Genomic DNA, 20,345 nt, shown 5'->3' with positions numbered 1-20,345 from the left:
AGATGTCTCAGTTCCTAAAGGTCGGGAGCCGGTGAGGCGATCAACGGAGGTGGAAGTAGGCGGCGTTGTTGTCCGTGATGGCGTCCCAGTCCGCGTCCGTCGGGAAGCGCAGGACGTCCCAGCCGGCATCCTCCAGGCGATAGCCGGCCTCGACATCGCGGGTGGAGTCGGTCGTGCGGCCGGGGATGTCGACGAACACGGCGAGGTTGGCACCGTCCAGGCGGAACACCAGATCGGGGCACGCCCCCGCCTCCTGCACGAGGACATCGGCCTCGTCCGGCAGCCGGTAGCCTTTCGCCCGCAGCCAGCCGAGCAGATCGCCTTGCGCGACGAGGGCCGCCAGTCCCGCCTCCACCGGGGTCAGCGAGATGCTCTCAGGGGCGGCGCCCCCGCTGCCGACTGCCGGAGCAAGCCTGCGGAAGCGTTCGCTACGGGACTCGCCGCGATCCTCCCGCTCGGTGCCAGCGTCGGCCAACCGCACCAGCAGCGGGTGGGCGGCGTGCCGACTCAGCTGCCGGTGGTGCGCCTGGTTGGCGTAGGTCAGCAGGCAGGCGTAGCAGCCGCGGGCGCACTTCTCCTCGTCCGTCGGCCCTCCCTGGTCCTCGCCGGTGTCCGGGTCGAAGTGGCAGATCTCCAGGGCGGTGCGGGCGGCCTTGGCGAGGGCGTCCTTATCGTGCTGGATCCGGCGCAGGACACCGGCGCCTCCCTCGGCGGCCTCCGTGAACAGCATGTGGCGGCGTGGGCCGTCGTCCGGAGGCAGCAGCTCCGCGGTCAGCTCGGAGTCCTCCAGTTCGAACGCCGCCTCGATGCCCCGCTCCAGCGCGTAGAGGAACGACCACGCCACCGGCTCGGGCTGCGGCTCGTCCAGAGTGACCACGAGGATGTTGCGGCGGTCCTCCACGTAGGGCAGGACTCGCTTCTTGCGGCGCTTCTCGTTGCCGTCCTCGTCGACCACCGGCATGCCGGTGCCCTCGATGGCGTCCGCGGCGGCCCGGTCGTTGAGCCAGCGACCGTCGCCCAAGTCCAGCCAGTAGCCGTCCGGCTCGCCCTCCTTGTCGCGGACGCGGCCGAGGTTGGTGATGCGGACGGTCGCCGAGTCACCGTAGTCCAGGTTGAGGACGAGCGCGCCGCTGGCGTCGGTGACATGCGAGGTGAGGCGTCCCTTGCGGGCGCCGTGGTCCTGGAACGCGTACGAGGTCTCCAGGCGGAAACCGGCCCGGCGGCGTTCCTCCTCGTCGGAGGAGATCCGTTCACGCGGCGTGGTGTACACGGTGTGCAGGTGGAGGAGACCGGTGCGCTTGCTCCTCAGTTCCTCATCGCACATCGTGCACCTGTCGGTGCCGGGTTTGACGGCGTAGTGGTAGCCGCAGCCGTCGCAGCGCCTGGCCTCCGCCGTCGCCAGGTCGCCTGAGGCGTCCGGCGGCAGCTGCACTCGGGTGACCTGGTAGCGGGCGCCCTCGTGGTAGATGAGCGCACCGGGGCCGAACTCGCGGATCGCGAGGAACCGGGGACGCTGCAGGTAGTCGCCGTCGGCGTTGCGGCGGTTGCCCGAGCGCGGGATGTACGCGGCCAGCGGAAGCCGCGGGAAGCTATAGCCGGGCAGGAACCCCTCGGAGGCCAGATAGCGGTACGGATTGAAGTCGCTCATCACCGACTTGCTGTCGACGGAGCGGTTCAACAGCAGGTTCGTCTGTGTCTCGGCCTCCCGGCGGCGAGTGCGCGCCCGGCTCTGCTCACCCGGGGAGAGAGTGTGGTCGACGACACGCTTGTTCTGCTCGTATTGGTCGATGACGGCCGCTCGGAACAGCTGGCGCCACCGCTCGAAGGATTCGTTGAACTTTTCGGGCGCCCGCTCGATCCGGTCCTCGATCCACTCGTCGTACCACCAGGTGGTCGACTCCAAGTCCGTGATCAGCGGGGCGAGGACGGTACGGGCGGCCGCAACCGCGCGTCGGCGAGCACCCTCGTCCAGGGACAGGTCGCGGATGTGAGAGAGGAGCGGCAGCGGCATCTGCGGATCCGGACGGTCGCCGCCATCGGGGTCGTAGGCGACGTCAATGACGTCCGGGATCGCGGTGCCGAGCTTCATGCCGGTCTCCGCCAGCCAGATGCCTTGCAGGTGGGAGCGGACCAGATCCTCGTTGGCGAGGTCAAGACGCGGTGGGGCCACCTGCCCCGACACCATGTCCTGGGAGCGGCGGAAATAGTACTGGTCGTGGCTGTTGCCCGTCGCACAGTACGTGGTCACCAGCGCGGGCTGACCGGAACGGCCCGCCCGGCCCGAACGCTGCGCGTAGTTCGCCGGGGTCGGCGGCACATTGCGCATCAACACGGCGTTGAGCGAGGAGATGTCCACGCCCAGCTCCATCGTTGGCGAGCAGTACAGCAGGGGCAGTTCGGCGTCACGGAACAGCTTCTCGCGCTCCAGCCGGTCCTCCGGAGTGACCTGCGCGGTGTGCTCCCGGGCGAACAGGCCGGCCAACTCGGCGGCCGCGGTCCGGTAGAGGTCGCGGAAGAACGGATTCACGCGCGGACCCTCGCCACTGCTGTAGGTGCGCGCCAGCGGGTCGACCGCTCCCCGCTCGCCGGTCCCGGCCCGCCAGATCAGGGCGGCGGCCGACACCCGGTAACCAGTGCGCTTCTCCGCCACACGGCGGCGGTAAGCCGGGCCGGAGTGCTCAGGGGCCGCCTCCACCTCGCGCACCAAGTCCGCGTCCCGCAACACCTTCAGCAGGTCCTCGATGACGCGCTGGACATCGTCCAGGGGAAGGTCGCGCAGTTCGGGCATGTTCCGCCGGAGGTACTTGCCGAACTTGCCACGGGCCGACAGGAACAGCGCAGAGCGCTCCATGCCCGGCCGTGAACCGTACGGGTAGGCGGTTCCGACGGTCGGCTGGTCGCTGTCGCCCAGCACCCACGGCCCGGTGAGGCGTTCCTCGCTCGCCCGCTGCAGGGTGTCGAAGTCGTCGCGGAAGTACTGCACATCGATGGCGAGGGCACGCCGCATGAAGTCGAGCAGCGTACGGGTGATCTCCTCACGCAGCGCCGGGTCGGCGTCGCGCAGCACGGCGTGGGCGGACTGCCAGCGCTCGGGCCGGGCGGCGAGCCAGTCCAGATCCTCATAGTCGATCCGCAGCAGTCCCGTCTGCTCCAGGTTCGGCATCGTGATGCGCCAGCCGCGCTCCAGGTCACGGTAGAGGCGGTATCCGACGACGTCCCGGAAAACCTTCGCCGCCCGGCGCTCCATGGACGGGGTCAGGTCCGTGCCCGCCGCGTACTCGCGCGGCGACACTTCCATCACCCCGGTCACAGCCTCGGCGAGGTCGTCGTGGCGCAGTCCCTCCTCACTGGCCTGCAACGCCGCCTGGTACAGGGCGCCGCGCAACTGAGTCACCTGGACGAAGTCGTTGAAGTGCCCGGCCTGCAGCGAGGCGTCCTGCCGGTTGTCGACGAAGGTGAGGAGCTTGCGCGCCTCCTTGCTCAGGCTCTCCTCGGGCACCGCCCGCAGGGATCTCACGATCGACGCGGAGATCAGCGAGGTCGCCGAGGAACGCCCCTCCTGATCCAACGTGGCCAGTTTGGCGAAGTCCCGGCCACGGGTCTGCTCGTAGGAGACCTGGCAGTGCACACAGAACAAGAAAGGCGCCGGGACGAACGCCGCCACTAGCCCCTCGCCCGACTCGTTCCCGTAGGCGTCCACGACGACGCGCTTGGGCACCCGAGGCCGGTAGGACTTCTTGACGACCGTCACGCCCTGCGCGTCCGGTTCGAGCCACGACTCCGGCAACCGTCTGTCGTCCACGGCCTTCTGTGGATCGGCCGGCCACTCGTAGTCTTCCCCGGGTATGCCCAGGTAAAGGTACCCCTCGCCCTCGCGGCCGCCGGAGGCGGAGGTGTCCCGACGCGGCTCGTACCGGAACGCGCCGCCTTCCTCGGTGCGCCAGACGGTCAGGTACTCCTGGCCGCACTCACGGCAGAACGCCAGCGGGAACAGCGGCTTGCCGTCGCTGTCCGGCTGCTCCAGCTGGTAGGTGCGGGTCAGCGGCCGGTTGAGCGGGTCCTCCAGCGTCGTGTAGACGGTGTCGCCCTTGGAGAGGAACTGGTGCAGCCGGAACGCGAACAGCGGCCGCTCCGTCACCGGATGCTTCGCCTGCGCACCTGCCTCCAGGGTCGTGCGGATCGCCTCGCGCACGCTCTCCTCGGCCACCCCTGACTGGTCGGCCAGCTCAGCCGCGGCCTTCTCGACAGTGCCCGGGGCACAGCGGCGCAGCCGCCCCGTGCCCTTCTCGTGCTCCAGACCGAACCGGGACTCCACCCAGCGGGCCAGTGGGTCCTTCGTCAGCGCCTCGTACGAGCGGGGTGCCGCCGGCACCCGCAGCCGCTCGGCGGGCACGGTCTCGGGAGCCTCCTCCGTCGCCCGGACCAGGGTCTCGCCGATGACCCGCTTCGGCAGCACCGTCGTGCCGAACAGTCGGCCGGCGACCCTGGCCACCTCGCGCTGCTGGTCCTCCCAGGAGCCCTCGGTGGACATGGTCGCCGAGGTGCCGATGCACTGCAGGGTCGCGGAGGCTCGGCAGGCCTCACGGACCCGGCGGATCAGGAACGCCACGTCGGCGCCCTGCCGGCCTCGGTAGGTGTGCAACTCGTCGAAGACGAGGAACTGCAGCCCGTCGGCCATGCGGATCAAGCTGGACCGGTCGTCCGGCCGGGTCAGCATCAGCTCCAGCATCACGTAGTTGGTCAGCAGGATGTCCGGCGGATTCTTGCGCAGCTCCCGACGTTGCTCGTCGGACTCCTGGCCGGTGTAGCGGGCAAAGGTGACCGGCTCGCGGCCCGTTCCGAAGCCGTGGCGCAGGTACTTCTTCAGCTCCTCCATCTGCGAGTTGGCCAGCGCGTTCATCGGGTAGACGATGATCGCGCGCACCCGGCCCCCGGCGTCCGGTCTCGCAGACTGACGCTCCTTCAGCACGTGGTCCACGATCGGGACGATGTATGAAAGCGACTTGCCGGAACCGGTGCCCGTGGTGAGTACGTAGGAGTCGCCCGCCTGGGCGGCCTCGATCGCCTGCCGCTGGTGGAGGTGGAAGGTCAGCGGCCGGCCGTCCGGGCGGAGTGAGGTCTCTTTCTTGCTGGCCTGGAAAATCTCCGCGCACCTGGGGTGCAGCACTCCGTCCCGCACGAGGTCGGTGACCTGGCCGCCGTCGGCGAAGAACGGGTTCAACGACAGCCACGGGTCGGGCCACTGTGACTTCGCGGTCAGGTCGTCCTCGACGAAGCCAGCGATCCGGGCATCACGAATCACTGTCGCGCTCTTGGTGAAGCTCTCGTACTCGCTGATCAGGTCCGCATGGATGCCGAAGACGTCCATGGTCTCGGGCAGGCGCGGCTGCCTGCGCGGGACGGGCGCGGGTGCGGCCGGGGCAGGCTCGGGGAGCAGGGTACGCAGCCGCGCCACCGGGTCCATCACCTGCCAGTGCGGAGCCAGCAAGGCGGCCGTGTCGTCCGGCGCGAGCGCGAGTGGGACGAGCGCCTCACGGACTCCGGCGGCGTTCTCGGGCCGCAGTTCGGGATCCTTCTCCAGGAGGCGGTCCACCAGCCGGACCAGCTCGGCGGGCAGGTCCGGGCGCACCAGGGTTAGCTGGGGCGGCCGCTCGTGCTGGTGCTGCTCGGAAAGCTCGTACGGGGTCTTGGCGGAGAACGGCGGCCGTCCGATCAGCAGCTCGTACAGGATGCAGCCGAGCGCGTAGAGGTCGGCCGAGGCGGAGACCCGCTCGGCACGGAACTGCTCGGGTGCCATATAGCGGGCCGTGCCGACGCTGACGCCTGTGCTGGTCAGTCGCGTTTGGTCGGGATCGTCGACGACCGAGCCCATTCCGAAGTCCAGGACCTTGACGGTGCCGTCACGGGTCAACATCACATTGGCCGGCTTCAGGTCACGGTGGACGACCCCAGCAGTGTGCGCGGCAGCGAGACCGGCGGCGATCTGCGCTCCAACGGCGGCGGCCCAGGAAATAGGGAGCTGGGGCTCCTCGTCGATGAGGTCCGCGAGCGGATCACCATCCAGCAGCTCCATGGCCAGGTAGGGCAGGCCGCTGCCGCCCGGCGTCCCGTCCACGCCGCCGTCGATCAGCAGGGTGAGGTTCGGGTGGCCCTGGGAGAGCATGCGCATGATCCGCACTTCGCGGCGGAAGCGGTCGATCTCCTTGCCAGACCCCGACACGTCAATCGCGACTCCGGTCCGGCCGCGCAACACAGTCTTGACCGCGACCAACCGGTGCGGAGAGCCCGGAACGGCCTGAAGGTCTTCGGCCCGGTGCACCTCGCCCATGTTCCCGCGCCCCACGATCCCTGTGATCCGGAACCGTCCGTCGACCGTCTCCAGGCTCACAACCCCTCCCCGTTTCACCCGTCGCGTGCAAGGTGGGTACGCCCCGCGCGGAGTGTACACCTTCACTTGTTGACAAGATTCACATATTCGCGTTGACATTGTCAACAGACTTGCGATGGGAGTCTGATCTGGTAGTGCCGCCCCGGAGGCGGCAACCGGTGATGCGCCCATTTCGTGCTCATGCCGGACAGGACCAGCCAGTCGAGCCATGGCTGCTCCGGGCCCTCAAACGGGACCCGAGGCCAGCGGCCGATTCCAACGAGCGGGCATGGACGGTCTGTTGCTTTATCCGTACGCTGGGTAGGCGATCTAGACGGGGTACACAGGGGGCGATGTATGGACGATACGGGATGGCGTCGTGAACCGCCCCGGGTTCGTTAAAGACTTTGATGTGCCCCGTGTTGGGTGGATTCGGGTTGCTGGACTCTTTGATGTTCCCCGGCTTCGGGAGGCGCCCGTACTCAGCAAGGCAGGACTTGGTGAGCGCGAGCTTGGGCAAAATGACCTCCGTCATCGGCTTTACGGCAAACCCTCCCGATCCACAGTAGGTCGGACCGACCAAGAACACGGCTCGTCTCCGGGATCTGCTGAAAGCCTCAGGAAAGTATCCCTTCGGTCTCTCCCTCATCTGAAGCATCGCCGTGCGCCCGGTGGGGCCCGGTCGTAGCCTCGCCGCTGGAGGTCGTTTTCCGGAAGGCGGTGACGGTATGCGGCGGTGGCAGTCCCGGTTCACCGGCTCGGTGCGAGTCTGCGCGATCAGTTTCTTCGCCGCCCTGGCGTTCGTCTCTGTCTCGTCCGACGGCGAGGGTCTCCCGGCCATGCGGGCCGCGCTGCTTCTCGGAGGCATCTGCCTGCTGAGCGCATTCGCGGCTCCCGTGTTCGGAATTCTGGCCTTGCGAGAGAGCGGACGTGCACGGGAGTCCCAACGGGTCGAACTCGCCGCCGCCCAGCGGCATGGCCATGACGAGGGACGCCAGCTCACCGCCTTGCTCTTGGCGGGCGGAACGCTCGAGCCCCTCACCGTCTGGGGAGCCGTACTGGACGCGAACGAGCACGCGTATCTCGACCTCCAGGCGAACTACGCACGCTTCTACGGCCGGAAGGCCACGTACCGGCATGTCAGCGGAGTGTTCTTCGGCCATCCGGGGCTCGTCGCCGCGGGCGTCGCCATGACGGCCCTCAGCAACGCCGTCCGCCGCAGCCAGGCCCGAGCCGACGCCATGCAGTGCTGGCGCGACCAGTGCACCACACGGGTCATAGCGACCGACCGGCGGCTGATCTGCCTGGTCTCCGGCCAGTGGAGGAGCTTCTCCTACTACGCCGTGACGGCCTTCCATCCTGAGCCCATAAGCCGGTCCGCCGTCTTCGAGTTCTCCGGTGCCGCGCCCTTGGCGCTCTTCGGCCCGTCCCTCCCGAGCCTCATCTCCTACACGACCTACCGGATCCACGGCCTCGACGGCCTAAGGGACCATCCTTCCCTGGCGTCGCTCCGCTGACCGCCCAGGCCCGGGGAGGCTCTCCGGCACCGGTGCCTGTAGAAACGCCGGCGGTCAGTTGGTCCGCCTCTGTCCTGCACCGGTCTGACGGAGGCCCGATGCCGGGGTCGTCCGACGCGTGGACCCGGCCTGCGCGCCGGTCGGTGCCCCGGCGCGCAGGCCGGGGATCAGGAGGAGCGACGGGTCGGGACGAGGGACCAGACGGACTTGCCGGTGATGGAGTCCCGGGTCTCGGGGGTGATGCCGTGGGCCAGGGACAGGGTGTGGATGAGGTACATGCCGCGGCCGGTCTCGTTCAGGAGGTCGGCTGGGAGGGAGGGCTCGGCCGGGCAGGCCGGGTTGGAATCCCAGCAGGAGACGAGGGCGCCGTCCTGGTGCCAGGAGACGTAGATCCAGACGGGACGGCCGGGGGTGGCGGCGCAAGCGTTGGCGAAGAGTTCGCCCGTGACGGTGACGGCGGTGTCGGTGTCGCAAGGCGCGGGCCAGGTGGCCATGACGGAGCGGACGAGGTGGCGGGCCAGGCGGGCGCCCTCCCCCACGGCGTACAGGCGCAGGATCACGTCCTTCTGCGCGGGCGGATCAGGAAGGTGCCGCGCGGGAAGAACGTGCCCGGTTGTGCGGGAGACGGATGAGCCGGGCTCCGCTGGCAGCGTGAGGTGTCGATCGGGTGTCATGGAAGGCCTTTGATCTGGGGTTCTCTGACTCACCCCCGATCCTGTGCTCGCACGGTTACGCTTGGCCACGAGCGAGCCAGCACAGCCGCCGCCAGGCCGACACAACACCGTGTGCAGGCTGGGAAGGATTCCGATGACTCTCCCCGAACCGCGCGAATCAGCCCGCGGCATGTACGCGTTCCACCTCAAGCGGCTCCGCGAGGAGCATGGTCTCTCCCAGCCCACACTCGGCAAGAAGGTGCACGTATCGGCGAGCCTGATCAGCGGCATCGAGAACTGCACCCGCACCCCGAGCCCCAAACTCTCGGCCGCGTTCGACGCATACTTCGGCATCCCCGAGTTCTTCACTGCACTCCAGCCCCGCGTCGTGGAGGAGATCGGCCTTCCAGCGGGCTTCTTGGAGTACACGGATGTGGAAGCCGAAGCCAACATGATCAAGCTGTACGAGAACTTCGTCATCCATGGGCTACTCCAGACCGAGGAGTACGCCCGTGCCGTCCTCAGCGCGGGCAACCGGCCGGACAAGATCGACCGACTAGTGGTCACCAGGGTGGAGCGGCAAGCGATCCTGTACCGCGAAGAGCCTCCCATGCTCATCGCGCTGCTCGACGAGTTCGCGTTGCATCGCCCGTTCGGCGGCCGCGAGGTGATGCGCAAGCAGTATGAGCATCTGCTCAAGCTGGCCGCCGAACCAAGGGTCGCCCTGCACATGGTTCCCGGAGACGCTGAGCTCTGCCCCGAAGGTGCCTTCGCGATCCTGAGCTCTCCCGAAAGTCCCCCGATGGGCTACGTCGAAAGCGCAGGTCGCAAGGGGTTGCTCATTGAGGCGGGTCAACATCTGGCCGAGCTGGAGGTACTGTTCGAGCTGATCCGTAACAAGGCCCTGTCAGACACGGATACCGAACGGATGATCCGTGACCTCATGGAGAAATCATGACAGAACCCGACTTCAACTCCGCCACCTGGCATAAGAGCAGCCACAGCGGCGGCGCCTCCGGCCAGTGCGTGGAAGTCGCTTCCCTTCCCGGGCTGATCGGCATCAGAGACAGCAAGAATCCCGACGGCCCCAAGCTCGCCGTCCACCTTGGCAGGTTCCGCGATCTCGTCCGGCACCTCCGTTCAACCGAATAACCCGTCTTCCCGTCCGCAGCTAGAGCCTCACGGGATTCTTGTGGGGCTCTGACTGCGTCTCGTTCAAAGGCCGCAACCGGGCCGACAAGCGTGAACCGATCTACGCTGGATGGCGTAGACGATGATCGTCTTCACCCCCCACCCCTGCTGCCCTAACCGCGCTTGCGCAGCACTCAGTCGACGGTCGTGACGATGTAGGCGAGCTACTTGCCAAAACCGGTGCCGGTGGTGAGCACGTAGCTTTCACCCGTCCCAACAACCTCGGTGGCAGCACGCTGGTGCTCATGGGGGTCAGCTCGAGGCCAGAAAAATGAAGCTGAGGAGATCAAGAAACTGCGTGCCGAGGTCGCCGAGTTGAAGCGGGCGAACGAGATCCTCAAGGCCGCTTTGGTTGTCTTTACGGCCAAGCTCGACCGGCCACACAAGAACTCGTAGCGTTCATCGACGAGTTCAAGCAGGTGTTCGGGGTTGAGCCGAACTGCCACGTCCTCTCGGAACAGGGTGGTGTTGCCCCAGTTTCACGGACTCATTGGTGAGGAGATTGGGTTCGACATGTGGGTAGTTTCGAACTGTATCGGGGTCATGTATTCGAAAGCTTAGGTGACCAGGTCGGCTTGCTGGCACAAGTCGATGACCCAACCGACCACCCGGCGGGAGTAGACGTCCAGGATCACGCAGTAGTACACCTTGCCTCTTAAGAGGCCCTAACAAAGTGCGGGCGAGGTGTCGCCAGCAGATCAGGGCTGCGCCCAGGATCAGGAACGCTTCGTGGATGTCGTCGCGGATCTCCCAGCGGATGCGCAGCCGTCGGAACCAGTGCAGCAGGCCAATCGTGCGCTCCACGACGTAACGCTGGGCGCCCAACCCGGAGCCGTGCGGGGTGCCGCGGCGGGCGACGACGGGCTTGATTCCGCGCTGCCACAGCAGGCGCCGGTATTTGTCTTGGTCATAGCCCCGGTCGGCCAGCAGGAGGTCCGGCCGTCGGCGGGGCCGTCCCACCCGTCCGCGCACCGGTTGGACCCTGTCCAGCAACGGGACGAGCTGGGGGACGTCGTTGTGGTTGCCGCCGGTCAGGGAGACGGCCAGCGGAATGCCACCACCGTCGGTCAGGACGTGGTGCTTGGAGCCCGCCCGCCCACGGTCGACCGGACTCCGGCCGGTTTTGGGCCGCCCTTGAGCGCCCGCACATGACTGCTGTCGATCACCGTCCGCGACCAGTCCACCTGCCGCGCGGTGTGCAGTTCCACCAGCAGGGCCTGGTGCAGGGCGTCCCATACGCCGGCCTCGTGCCAGTCCCGCAACCGGCGCCAGCACGTCATGCCCGAGCCGAACCCCAGCTCACGGGCAGGAACTCCCACCGGATCCCGGTGTGCAGCACGAACAGGATCCCGCACAACACCTTGCGGTCGTCCAACCGCCGCCGACCAGGGTGACACCTGCGCCGCTCGACCTTCGGCAGCAGCGGCTCAATCCGCTCCCACAGCCCATCGGAGACGATCCATGGGGGTTGCTCGCCCTTCTTCACGAGACCACCACACAACAGGTCGTCACCTCTTGTCGCGAGACAGAAGAATTTTGTTATGAGCTCTCAATGAGCCTAGTGAGAGCTGTCGGGCCTGCTGGGCAGGCCCGACAGCTCTCACAGGAGCCGATTCAAGATCAGAGGTCCTCTTCCTGAGTCGGAGACAGGGCCCAATTTGGCGGCAGTAGAACCCCGCGTAGACTTTCGGTGGCCAACGACGGCGGTCGGTCCCCTAGTGTCCTACTGAAGTCGAGAGTGCCTCCGGCAAACCTTGCGCCTCTAAAGCCAACGGTGCCACCAATGAATCTCGCCTCCACGAAGTCGACGATGCCACCAGAGAAGTGCGCACCTCCGAATTCGACGATGCCACCAGTGAAATCAGCCTCCCAGAAATCAACGGTGCTTCCGATGAATTTCACACTCGGGAAGCAAACGTTGCTACTAGCGAATTCTGCGAGCCAGAAACTGATTCTGCCGCCAGCGAACTTTGCGAACAAGAAGTTAATAGTACTACCGGTGAAGTTCGCTCCTTGGAAGTCGACTTTACCGCCAGCGAACTCAGCACTGTTGAATTCAACTCCACCGCTGGTGAACTCTGCACCTTTGAAGTTAATAGTGCTACCGACGAACTTCGCACCCTCGAAACTGACGGTGCCAGCGAACTTTGCGTACAGGAAGTCGACGGCACCGCTGGTGAACTCTGCCTCCGCGAAGTCGACGGTGCCGCCGACGAACTCCGCACCCCCGAAGTCGACAGTGCCACCGGAGAAGTGTGCGTTCCGGAAGTTAGTGGTGCCGCCGGTAAATTTCGCTCCCCTGAAGTTGAAGGTGCCACCGGAGAAGTGTGCGTGGTGGAAATCGCCGCCGTCGAAGACGACGTCGGCGAAGTCGAAGCTGTGGCCTTGCCAGGAACGCGGGTGTTCGGCGGGTAGACGAAGATAGTTGCCGATGAGGCGGATGACGGTATGGCGGACTTCGCGGAAGGCGCGGTAAGCCTTGCGAGACTCGGAGTCGCCGTCCTCACCGGGGTCGGGATCATACGGCAGACGCAGATAAGCACACAGGACGTCGATGCAGGTTGAACGTAGGCTGGAGAAGTCGCTGGCGATGCCAGCTAGAGCGTGGACACCGCCGAGCTGGACGGCGGATTTGTCGGAGCCGAGCTGGTCGACCGCAGCGGTGAACCGGCCGGTCACCACGCCCTGCTCAGTCGCAGCAGCGGTGCGGATGGCGGCACGGGATGTCTCCTGGGCAGCCTCCGCGCTCTGGAAGGCGGCCTGGGTGGTGCGCTCGGACGCCTCGGCGGCGCGGTGGGCAGCCTCAGAGCTGCGGACTGAGGCCTCGGCGGTACGGCGAGCAGAGGCCGCGTTGGTCGCGGTGTAGAAGATCGCCACAGCTGCGAGCAGTCCGGCTGCAATCCCAGCCAAGCGTCCGCGAGCGTTGTCCAGTACCTCTTGGCGCTCCTTGCCCGCCACTGCCCCTTGGCCGTTAAGCGGCACCTTGTCGATGTGCTCCACCCACCAAGCCGCTGCCGGCCCTAGAACGACGAACAGCACCGCGAGTACTGCCACTCCGCCGATCACCGCCAGCACCCCCTGGGCCAAGCGACGACGTCGCAAACCATCCCCTTCACCGTGTGCAGGGTCGTCGGCAGGTGCGGTAGGGGGGAAATCGCTCACATCCACTTAGACGCCGCTTCTGTCCGTGAAGATCCCTGAACCCCGAGTGGCTATTGGAGAACTCCGGGGCAGATGTTGGCGGGAGTTGTGGATTAAGTGCGGATGTCCGCCCGGCTTCTGGTTTCTTCCTCTCGGGCACCCCGTCGTGATCTGCGGTCCCGGCAGCATCGGGTATCACCTCCCCGTCGGGGGGTGCATAGGAATGTCCATTCCAGGCTACTAGACGTTTCGGGAACGGCAGATAGTTTCAAGGTGGAATTCCCCCATTAGGCTCAGTGAACCCTTCAGGCGGTGCTGACGCCCTGGATTGTTCATGGAGCGCGAGTCGGCTGTGATGTCGCCAACCCCCCTCCTCGGAACGCAGGTCGAGCAACCACAACTCCCGGTCGTTCTCGGGGCCGCTAGACGGATCACCTGCCTCAGCGTCGTCGCTCCGCTTCCTGCGTCGACGAACTCGACTCTGACGAGCCGCCCCGCGGCCTCAGCGGTGATGCCGCCGGATGCCTGGCACCGAGTCAGCCAGTGAACCTGTGGTCCTTAAGACGCAGGGCACGACGTACCTGACGGTCAGAGTACGTCTCGAGGAACGACCACCAAGTGTGGGAACGTATAGGCACTCAGCCCAAGAATCAGCTACCAAGCGACGTCCTCAGCCAGGACCCTGAGGGCAACAACGTGGTCGTCGTCCGCCTCAACTTCAAGCGCTTCAACCCGATGCCTGCAGCACCAAACGTAATTCTTTAGCACTTCGCCTGCACAGTCGAGAAAGCAAGACAGTTTTTGGCTTCCACCGTCACCTATCGGCTCAGCTCCGCCGGGTGCAAGATGATGCCTTTGTGGCTACAAATGTGAGGGCCGGGCGCGGTCCTCACATTTGTCTTTGGGCGGGTGTGAACCGGGCGCGGTCCACACGGCGAGCCTGGAGGTGGGGTGTCAGACAGTGGGCAGGGCGAAGACAGGTCGCCACGTCAGCGGGGGTATCGGCGGCGCGGGGAGGGTGCGCGGCGGCGGTGTCTGTGCCTGCGGCTCAGCGAGAACGAGCACGAGGCGATCAAGGCAGCAGCAGAGCGAAATGGAATGACCCGTACGTTCTTTGCCGCTGAGGCGGTTCTCTTGGCGGCGCGTGAGGAAATGCCGTTGGCGAGGTCTGCTGATCGGGCGTTGCTGCGTGAAGTCATGGAGAGCAATCGGCAGGTCCGGCGGGTGGGCTCAAACCTCAACCAGATCACCATGCGGTTTCACACGTCCGGGGAGTGCCCGCCGGAGCTGGGACGGTGCCTGGAGCGGGTGGCGGCGGGCCTGGTGCAGCTGGAGGCATTGGCGGTCCGGTTGGACGAGGTGATCGACCACCGATGATCGGGAAGATCACCCGCGGGTCGAACGTCGGGAACCTGATCGTCTACCTGTACGGACCTGGCCGCAGCAGCGTGCACGAAGACCCGCATGTGGTGGCGGGCTTCCGGGCGCCTATGGAGTTGGAGCCGAGCATCAGCGAGGGGAAGCGGGATCTTCGACCGCTGATCAGCTTGTTGCGTCAGCCGGTCACGGCCCTCCAGGAGTCGGGCTATGAGCAGCCCGTTTGGCAGTGCTCGTTGCGGGCCGCACCGGAAGACCCGTATCTGAGTGACGAGCAGTGGGCCGAGATCGCCGAGGAGACCCTCCACAGGGTCGGTCTCGTCCGGGCCGAGGATGAAGCCGGATGCCGGTGGATCGCGATCCGGCACGCGGATGACCACATCCACCTCGTCGTCACGCTCGCTCGGGAAGACGGGCACATACCACGGCTGTGGAACGACAAACTCAAGGTCAGGAGCGCCTGCCTCGCCGTTGAAGAGCGGTACGGATTGAGGCGGACGGCGTCGGCTGATCGCACCGCCACGCCACGGCCCACCCGAGCCGAGCTGGAGAAGGCCGCACGCCAGGGACGTGGGGAGATTCCCCGGCAGACGTTGCGGAAGGCGGTGGCGACCGCTGCAGCCGGGGCTGGCGGCATGGAGGAGTTCTTCGGCAAGCTCGACGAGGCAGGGCTGCTGGTCGCCAAGCGGTACAGCAAGCTGGATGCGTCCGAGGTGACCGGATACAAGGTCGGACTGCCCAGTGACCTCGCCGAGGACGGGCAGCAGGTCTGGTTCTCCGGCGGCAAGCTCGCACCGGAACTCAGCCTCCCGAAGCTGCTCCGGAGGTGGGCTGATCCGGCGCTCTCCGTCGACCTCTCCTTCCGTCCGCGAGCCGGACGGAACGCGGCCGAGCGGGAGGCGCTCTACCGGGCTTCCGCGAAGGCCGTCACCCGAACGGCCCAGCAGTTCCGGTGGAGCAGCAGCCCACAGGTGCGCGCCGACATCGCGGCTGCCACCACCGGCATGCTGTACACAGCCGCACAGGCGACGGGGAATGCACGGCTGGGCGACGTCGCGGATATCTACGCCAGAGCAGGGCGGGAACCTTACGGACGGGTGGCGCCGCTGGGTGGCTACTCGCGAGGGTTGAGGGCGGCAAGCCGACTGCTCGCTCACGCGATGGGGCCCGAGAGCCGAAAGACCTACGAGATGACGGTCGCGCTGATCGAGCTGATTTCATGCCTGGCCGACCTCGCAGAGGCGGTGGCCGAACACCGCGCACGCCAGGGAAGGGGCGCCCAGGCCGAAGCCGCACGCCTAGCTTCGGAGGAGCTGAAGGACATGACCAAATCTCGTGCGCATACGTTGGCACAATCGGGACCGCTCTTGCCCGAAGCGCTCGCCGCCGCTTCCTTCCCCACGCCACCGACGGGCGGGATCGTCTGGAGCAACCCTCCCCCGACGCGGCCAGGGCCGTCCACAGGTCGTGGGCGAGGACGCGGGCGATGACGTCACCACCCCGGCAACATTGCTACGAGTAATCATTCGTTGCTTTGGGTAAAGTGCGTGGCAGTGCTCGATCAATGAGCATGACGTGCAGTGCATCGCGGAGACATCGAAGAGAAAGGAGCGCCTATGGCTGAGTCGAGGAAACGGGAACCCGACGAGCGAGCACCGAGAGGGCTCGCGCGGTAGCCGAACCGCGTTGTGCTGCGCCGACCCCGACCACTTCGTGGAGGTGCGCAGCAGATGACGAACAACAAGCAGCAAGCAGCAGACGACCGCACCGAGCAGATCGCCCGCGACCTGTATGAGGGCGTGCGGCAACTCAACCACGCGACAGCCGGGCCACCGGGTTTGACCTATCCCGGAACCGCCTACACCGTCCTGGGCAACCTCGCCGTCGCCGTGTACGGGCTGGAGCAGAGCCTCGGGCAGCTCCACCGCTTCCTCGGCGAGGAACTCGACGCCGGCAAGCTCGGGCACGACCTGGGGCACAGCCCAGCCTCAGATGTCCACCGGGCGCAGGAAGCAATATTCGCCGCCGGGGCGATGACAAGGAAGCTCGCAACCACGCTCGGGCGTGCGCAGAACGCGCTCCACGCCATCAACGCACAGCCCGAACTCAGCCCCGTGAGGTTGGCGCGTCATGCCTTCCCGCTGACCGTCGCGGAGGCGGTGCGGATGTCCTCCCCCGGCGACGCCAGCAAAGGACGGAAACCTCAGGCTCGGGACGTCCAGGCCAAGAAGGAGGCCTGAGGCATGGGGCACGCGACCCTGGACGACCTGGGCTCGCTGCCGCCGTTCATCGACCTGATAACGGCGGCGGGCATCCTGGGGATCGGACGGACCAAAGCCTACGAGTTGGCGCGGAAAGGCAAGTTCCCCTGCCACGTGATCGTGGTCGGGGCGAGCTACAAGGTCAGTCTCAAAGAACTGATCAAGCTCATGAGCCCGCCGGAAGACGCGCAGAAAGGTACATGAGAACGGGCCGAAGCCGTTCGGCTGCGTTCGCTCCTGACGGTTGAGTGACCGCCAGACACCGAGAGGCCGGTTCCCGATGATTCGGGAACCGGCCTCTGCACTCACGCTCGGCAGCGGGGGTCTTCGCTCGGGTGGCTACACCGAACTCATTCCGGATCCTGAGCCGAAGTGCTGCTCGATGAGCTGCCTGGCGAGGACCGCGCGAAGTTTGTCGATCTCGGCGTTGGCAGCTTCGAGCTCGGCCTTCAGCGCGGTGGTCGCATCTTCGGAAACTTCGATGTTCCTGATCTTCTTGAGCGCTGCAAGGGCGGTTTCGTCGGCGGTGGGCAGCGTGTGGAGGTAGCGCTCCGTTGTCGTGATCTTCGCGTGGCCGAGGCGCTCCTTCACGACCTGGAGGTCCGCTCCACCCGCGAGAAGCCAGGACGCATGAGCGTGGCGCAGGTCCTGGAAGCGGGGGTTGAAGCCGAGGTCAGCGGCTTCGCAGGCCGGTCTCCAGGTGCCGTTGCGGAACCAGGTGGCGTTCATGTGGGGGTCAAGGTCGATGACACGGGGCTTGCGGGGGCTGTCCTTACCTGCTGCACGGCGCTTGGCCCGGTAAGCGGCAACGGCGGCTCGGCAGTGCTGGCAGCGGCACTTACCCAGGCCGTAGGCGGTGGTCGTACCGTGCCGGTAGACCCGGCCGTTCTCGTTGGGTTCGGTGTAGCCGAGGGACTCGGGATCCTGAACGGGTTCGTAAACCGGCCTGTAGTCGAGGCGGCGAGAGAAGAAGAGGTCGTCTCGCTTGAGGTTCTCGGCTTTGACGTGGTCCTGCAGCTTGGCGACGATTTGACCGCTGAGCTTGAGCTTTCGCCACTTTCGGCCCTTGGGGTACTCCTTGACCAGGTTCCGTTTGCCCTCGGGGTGGATCTCTGAGGACAGGTAGAGGACCACACGGCTGACAGTCAGGATGTTGGTCCCGAAGTCGAGGTCCTTGACCCGGAGCTCGGCCAGCTCACCCCAACGCAGGCCACTCTCGATGGCCGTCTCGACGAGGAGGCGGGAGGTCTCGTCAGGGAGCGCCGCGTAGATCTGGTCGAACTCGTCCGCAGTGATGATCCGGCGCGGCTTCTCCGGGATCGGGTCGGTCGGCACTCCCCTGCTCGGGTGCAGCAGGATGACCCCGTCGTTGACCGCGGTCGTGAAGATGGCGTTCAGAACCGCGCCCTTGCAGTACGCGATCCGATGCCTGCCCACCTCCTTCGTCTTGAGGCCCGTGACCCAGGAACGGACGTCCTGGGAGCTGATATCACACATCCGCATGTTCTCGAAGTACGGAAGGATGTGCGTCCGCAGAGCCCCCAGGTAGTCCTGCTTGGTGCTGAGCTCGATCCGGTGGTTCGGCAGCCACGTCTCCATGACGTACGTGCCGAACTTCTGTCTACCTCGTCGCGGATCCCATGTTCGGCCTTCGGCGATCTTCGCCTCGGCCGCCTGCCACGCCCTCTCCGATTCCTTCAGCGTCCCGAAGGTCCCGGCGGTCTGCCGGATCCCGGACGCGTCGTCGTACAGAGCCTGGTAGCTGATCTTGCCGTTCCTGCCGGTCCGCTGCCGGGTGAAGCCCACGGAGAACCTCCTCGCACCTTGATCATTTGTCACTCATTTGTCACTGGATCATGCTGATACGCAGTGAGACGATCTTGCACTGGTCAACACGAAAACCGGCTCTGACCAGCAAGTTAATCAATCCCTACCCAGGTCACGACTTGGCAAAGCGGACGCCCGAGCTCGCTTCCAAACCAGCTACGCGGGTTCGATTCCCGTCAGCCGCCCCACACCACGAAGGTCCAGGTCGAGACCGTGAACCCGACCCAGGCCTTTCGCTTTTCGCCGGCCTTCTTGGCGAAGTGAGCGCAACCGCGAGGCCCTTTGAAACCTACGGGCTATTGGGATGGATTCCCCGCGATAGCGGATTCGTGTGCCTATCATCCTCAAATGTGAGTGATGAGAATGCTGTATCGCAGCCTCAGCCGGTCAGGGACGCGCATAGGGCGCTGGGGTTGTGGTCGATCCGGCGGGCGCTCGGCTTCGCCTTTACCGGTGCGGTTCTGTTGTTGGTCGCCGCCTGGTTCGGTCTGGCCTGGCTGCTGGGGTCGCCGCCCCGGGCCGAACCCAAGCCGCTGGACACCGCCGCGCAGCTGGAGTTGCTGAAGCTCGTCTTCGCTCTCGTCGCCGGTATCGGGGCTCTCGTCGCCCTGGTCACCGCCTATCGCCGCCAGCGTATCGACGAAGCCGCCGGTGAGCGGGCGGAGCGTATCCAGGCCCATGCCGAACGCGTCGCCAGGCTCACTCAGGCCCATGTCGAGCAGGTGGCTCGGGTCTCGGCTCATGACGCCGTCGAACGCCGTGTCACTGAGTTGTACGGCCAAGCCGTCGAGCAGCTCGGCCACGACAAAGCCGCTGTCCGGCTCGGTGGCCTTTACTCCCTGGAGCGCCTCGCCCAGGACCATTCTGCCCACCGTCAGACCGTCACCGATGTCATCTGCGCCTATCTGCGCATGCCTTACCGTCGCCCGCCCGAGTCCGGTCCCGACGTGCCGTCCAGTGAGGCCGACATCGCGGCGCGCCAGGAACTCCAAGTCCGCCTCGCCGCCCAGCGCCTCCTTAAGCGGCACCTCACCACCAAACCAAATGACACGCCCGATACCTACTGGCCGGGCCTCACCATCGACCTCGCCGAAGCCCATCTCATCGACTTCGACCTCGCTCTCTGCCACATCCACTCGATAGACCTCACGAAAGCGCGGTTCAGCGGGAACGCCTGGTTCGACGGAGCGCAGTTCGGCGGGGACGCGTTGTTCGGCGAGACGCGGTTCGAGGGGAGGCCGGATTCAGCAGGACGCAGTTCAGTGAGGGTGCCCTGTTCAGCGAGGCGCGGTTCGGCGGAGGCGCCAGGTTCGACAGGGCGCGGGTCAGCGGAGATGCCTGGTTCATCGGAGTGCGGTTCAGTGGGAACGCCTGGTTTCGCGAGATGGAGTGCTGCGGGGACGCCAGATTCGACGGGGTGCAGGTCGGTGAGGACGCCTGGTTCGATGAGGTTCAGGTCAGGGGGGAAGGCTGGTTCGACGAGGCGCGGTTCGGGGGAAGCGCCAAGTTCGGGGAGGCTCAGTTCGGCGGCGACGCGAGGTTCCGCAATGCGCGGATCAGCGGGGACGCTGAATTCGATAGGGCGCAGTTCTATGGGAACGCTTGGTTCAACGGGGCGCGGGTCAGCGGAGACGCCGGGTTCGGGGAGGCTCAGTTCGACGGGAACGCCTGGTTCAGCAGGGCTGTGTTCGACGGGGACATCACGTTCGACGGGGCGCAGTTCAACGGGGAGACGCGGTTCGGTGGGGTGCTGCGTTCGACAGGGTGCGGCTCAACGGGAACGCGCGGTTCCAGGGGGCGCGGTTCGGTGGGAAGACCGGGTTCAGCGGGACGAGCTTTCATCGTCCTCCGGCTTTGAGGAGGCGGCGGCGCGCGGGTGTTGGGAGCGATTGGCCGGAAGGGTGGGGAATCGAGACGGCGACGGGCGGCGATGGGCCCATGGGGCGGTTGGTTCGACGGTGATGACGGCGGACGGGAGGTCGTCGGCGGTCATGGCGCGTCGGGTGCCGGG

General features: G+C 66.4%; 14 protein-coding genes and 2 pseudogenes. 9 read left to right on the top strand and 7 right to left on the bottom strand.

What is annotated here, in order from left to right:
• Window positions 1–40 precede the first annotated feature (40 nt).
• Window positions 41–6,343 carry a protein kinase domain-containing protein gene (locus ABD140_RS10970; protein WP_344239566.1) on the bottom strand — a complete coding sequence of 2,101 codons (6,303 nt, stop codon included), beginning with the start codon at window positions 6,341–6,343 and terminating at the stop codon, window positions 41–43.
• Window positions 6,344–7,095: 752 nt separating this feature from the next.
• On the opposite strand from ABD140_RS10970, the gene ABD140_RS10965 reads away from it, so the two are divergent.
• Window positions 7,096–7,884 (top strand): hypothetical protein, encoded by a 789-nt coding sequence (locus ABD140_RS10965; protein ID WP_344239522.1) that lies wholly within the window; start codon window positions 7,096–7,098, stop codon window positions 7,882–7,884.
• A 167-nt stretch (window positions 7,885–8,051) separates the two neighbouring features.
• On the opposite strand, the gene ABD140_RS10960 is transcribed toward ABD140_RS10965, so the two are convergent.
• Window positions 8,052–8,444, bottom strand: a complete 393-nt coding sequence (locus tag ABD140_RS10960) for an ATP-binding protein (RefSeq protein WP_344239520.1) — start codon at window positions 8,442–8,444, stop codon at window positions 8,052–8,054.
• A gap of 247 nt (window positions 8,445–8,691) precedes the next feature.
• Here ABD140_RS10960 and ABD140_RS10955 point away from each other — a divergent pair, with 247 nt between their 5' ends.
• Window positions 8,692–9,495 carry a helix-turn-helix domain-containing protein gene (locus ABD140_RS10955; protein ID WP_344239518.1) on the top strand — a complete coding sequence of 268 codons (804 nt, stop codon included), beginning with the start codon at window positions 8,692–8,694 and terminating at the stop codon, window positions 9,493–9,495.
• A complete protein-coding gene (locus ABD140_RS10950; RefSeq protein ID WP_344239516.1) occupies window positions 9,492–9,689 on the top strand; it encodes a DUF397 domain-containing protein in 198 nt (65 codons plus the stop codon). The genes ABD140_RS10955 and ABD140_RS10950 overlap by 4 nt, the downstream gene beginning before the upstream one ends.
• Before the next feature lie 203 nt (window positions 9,690–9,892).
• Here the strand turns inward: ABD140_RS10950 and ABD140_RS40105 are convergent, their stop codons facing one another.
• The 3 genes and pseudogenes from ABD140_RS40105 to ABD140_RS10935 form a co-directional block, all read right to left on the bottom strand.
• The gene (locus ABD140_RS40105; RefSeq protein WP_425544104.1) at window positions 9,893–10,174 is read right to left on the bottom strand and encodes a hypothetical protein; all 282 of its coding nucleotides are present in this window, start codon (window positions 10,172–10,174) and stop codon (window positions 9,893–9,895) included.
• A 229-nt stretch (window positions 10,175–10,403) separates the two neighbouring features.
• Window positions 10,404–11,187, bottom strand: a pseudogene (locus ABD140_RS10940) (IS5 family transposase); the annotation flags it as partial.
• A gap of 161 nt (window positions 11,188–11,348) precedes the next feature.
• Window positions 11,349–12,794: a pentapeptide repeat-containing protein gene (locus ABD140_RS10935; RefSeq protein ID WP_344239514.1), complete on the bottom strand. Its 1,446-nt coding sequence runs from the start codon at window positions 12,792–12,794 to the stop codon at window positions 11,349–11,351.
• Between the two features lie 1,026 nt (window positions 12,795–13,820).
• On the opposite strand from ABD140_RS10935, the gene ABD140_RS10930 reads away from it, so the two are divergent.
• The 4 genes from ABD140_RS10930 (at window position 13,821) to ABD140_RS10915 (ending at window position 16,711) form a co-directional block, all read left to right on the top strand.
• On the top strand, window positions 13,821–14,246 hold the full coding sequence (locus tag ABD140_RS10930; protein ID WP_425544101.1) for a plasmid mobilization protein: 426 nt from the start codon (window positions 13,821–13,823) through the stop codon (window positions 14,244–14,246).
• Window positions 14,243–15,736, top strand: coding sequence for a relaxase/mobilization nuclease domain-containing protein (locus ABD140_RS10925; RefSeq protein ID WP_344239510.1), 1,494 nt, complete (start codon window positions 14,243–14,245; stop codon window positions 15,734–15,736). The genes ABD140_RS10930 and ABD140_RS10925 overlap by 4 nt, the downstream gene beginning before the upstream one ends.
• Window positions 15,737–15,976: 240 nt before the next feature.
• Window positions 15,977–16,486, top strand: a complete 510-nt coding sequence (locus ABD140_RS10920) for a hypothetical protein (protein ID WP_344239508.1) — start codon at window positions 15,977–15,979, stop codon at window positions 16,484–16,486.
• 3 nt (window positions 16,487–16,489) lie between these two features.
• Window positions 16,490–16,711, top strand: coding sequence for a helix-turn-helix domain-containing protein (locus tag ABD140_RS10915; RefSeq protein WP_344239506.1), 222 nt, complete (start codon window positions 16,490–16,492; stop codon window positions 16,709–16,711).
• Window positions 16,712–16,846: 135 nt separating this feature from the next.
• On the opposite strand, the gene ABD140_RS10910 is transcribed toward ABD140_RS10915, so the two are convergent.
• Both ABD140_RS10910 and ABD140_RS10905 read right to left on the bottom strand, forming a co-directional pair.
• On the bottom strand, window positions 16,847–18,313 hold the full coding sequence (locus ABD140_RS10910) for a tyrosine-type recombinase/integrase (protein ID WP_344239504.1): 1,467 nt from the start codon (window positions 18,311–18,313) through the stop codon (window positions 16,847–16,849).
• Window positions 18,314–18,678: 365 nt separating this feature from the next.
• Window positions 18,679–19,464: a hypothetical protein gene (locus ABD140_RS10905; RefSeq protein ID WP_344239502.1), complete on the bottom strand. Its 786-nt coding sequence runs from the start codon at window positions 19,462–19,464 to the stop codon at window positions 18,679–18,681.
• Between ABD140_RS10905 and ABD140_RS40100 the strand changes: the two are divergent.
• Together ABD140_RS40100 and ABD140_RS40095 are read left to right on the top strand one after the other, a co-directional pair.
• A pseudogene (locus ABD140_RS40100) lies at window positions 19,414–19,557 on the top strand (pentapeptide repeat-containing protein); the annotation flags it as partial. The gene ABD140_RS10905 and the pseudogene ABD140_RS40100 overlap by 51 nt on opposite strands.
• On the top strand, window positions 19,509–20,192 hold the full coding sequence (locus ABD140_RS40095) for a pentapeptide repeat-containing protein (RefSeq protein WP_425544102.1): 684 nt from the start codon (window positions 19,509–19,511) through the stop codon (window positions 20,190–20,192). The pseudogene ABD140_RS40100 and the gene ABD140_RS40095, both read left to right, overlap by 49 nt.
• Window positions 20,193–20,345 lie beyond the last annotated feature (153 nt).

Origin of the sequence: Actinocorallia libanotica (assembly GCF_039525175.1) — a bacterium.
Taxonomy (GTDB): domain Bacteria; phylum Actinomycetota; class Actinomycetes; order Streptosporangiales; family Streptosporangiaceae; genus Actinocorallia; species Actinocorallia libanotica.
Note: the sequence above shows the minus strand (reverse complement) of the source record. Positions and strands in the feature narration are given on the sequence as shown.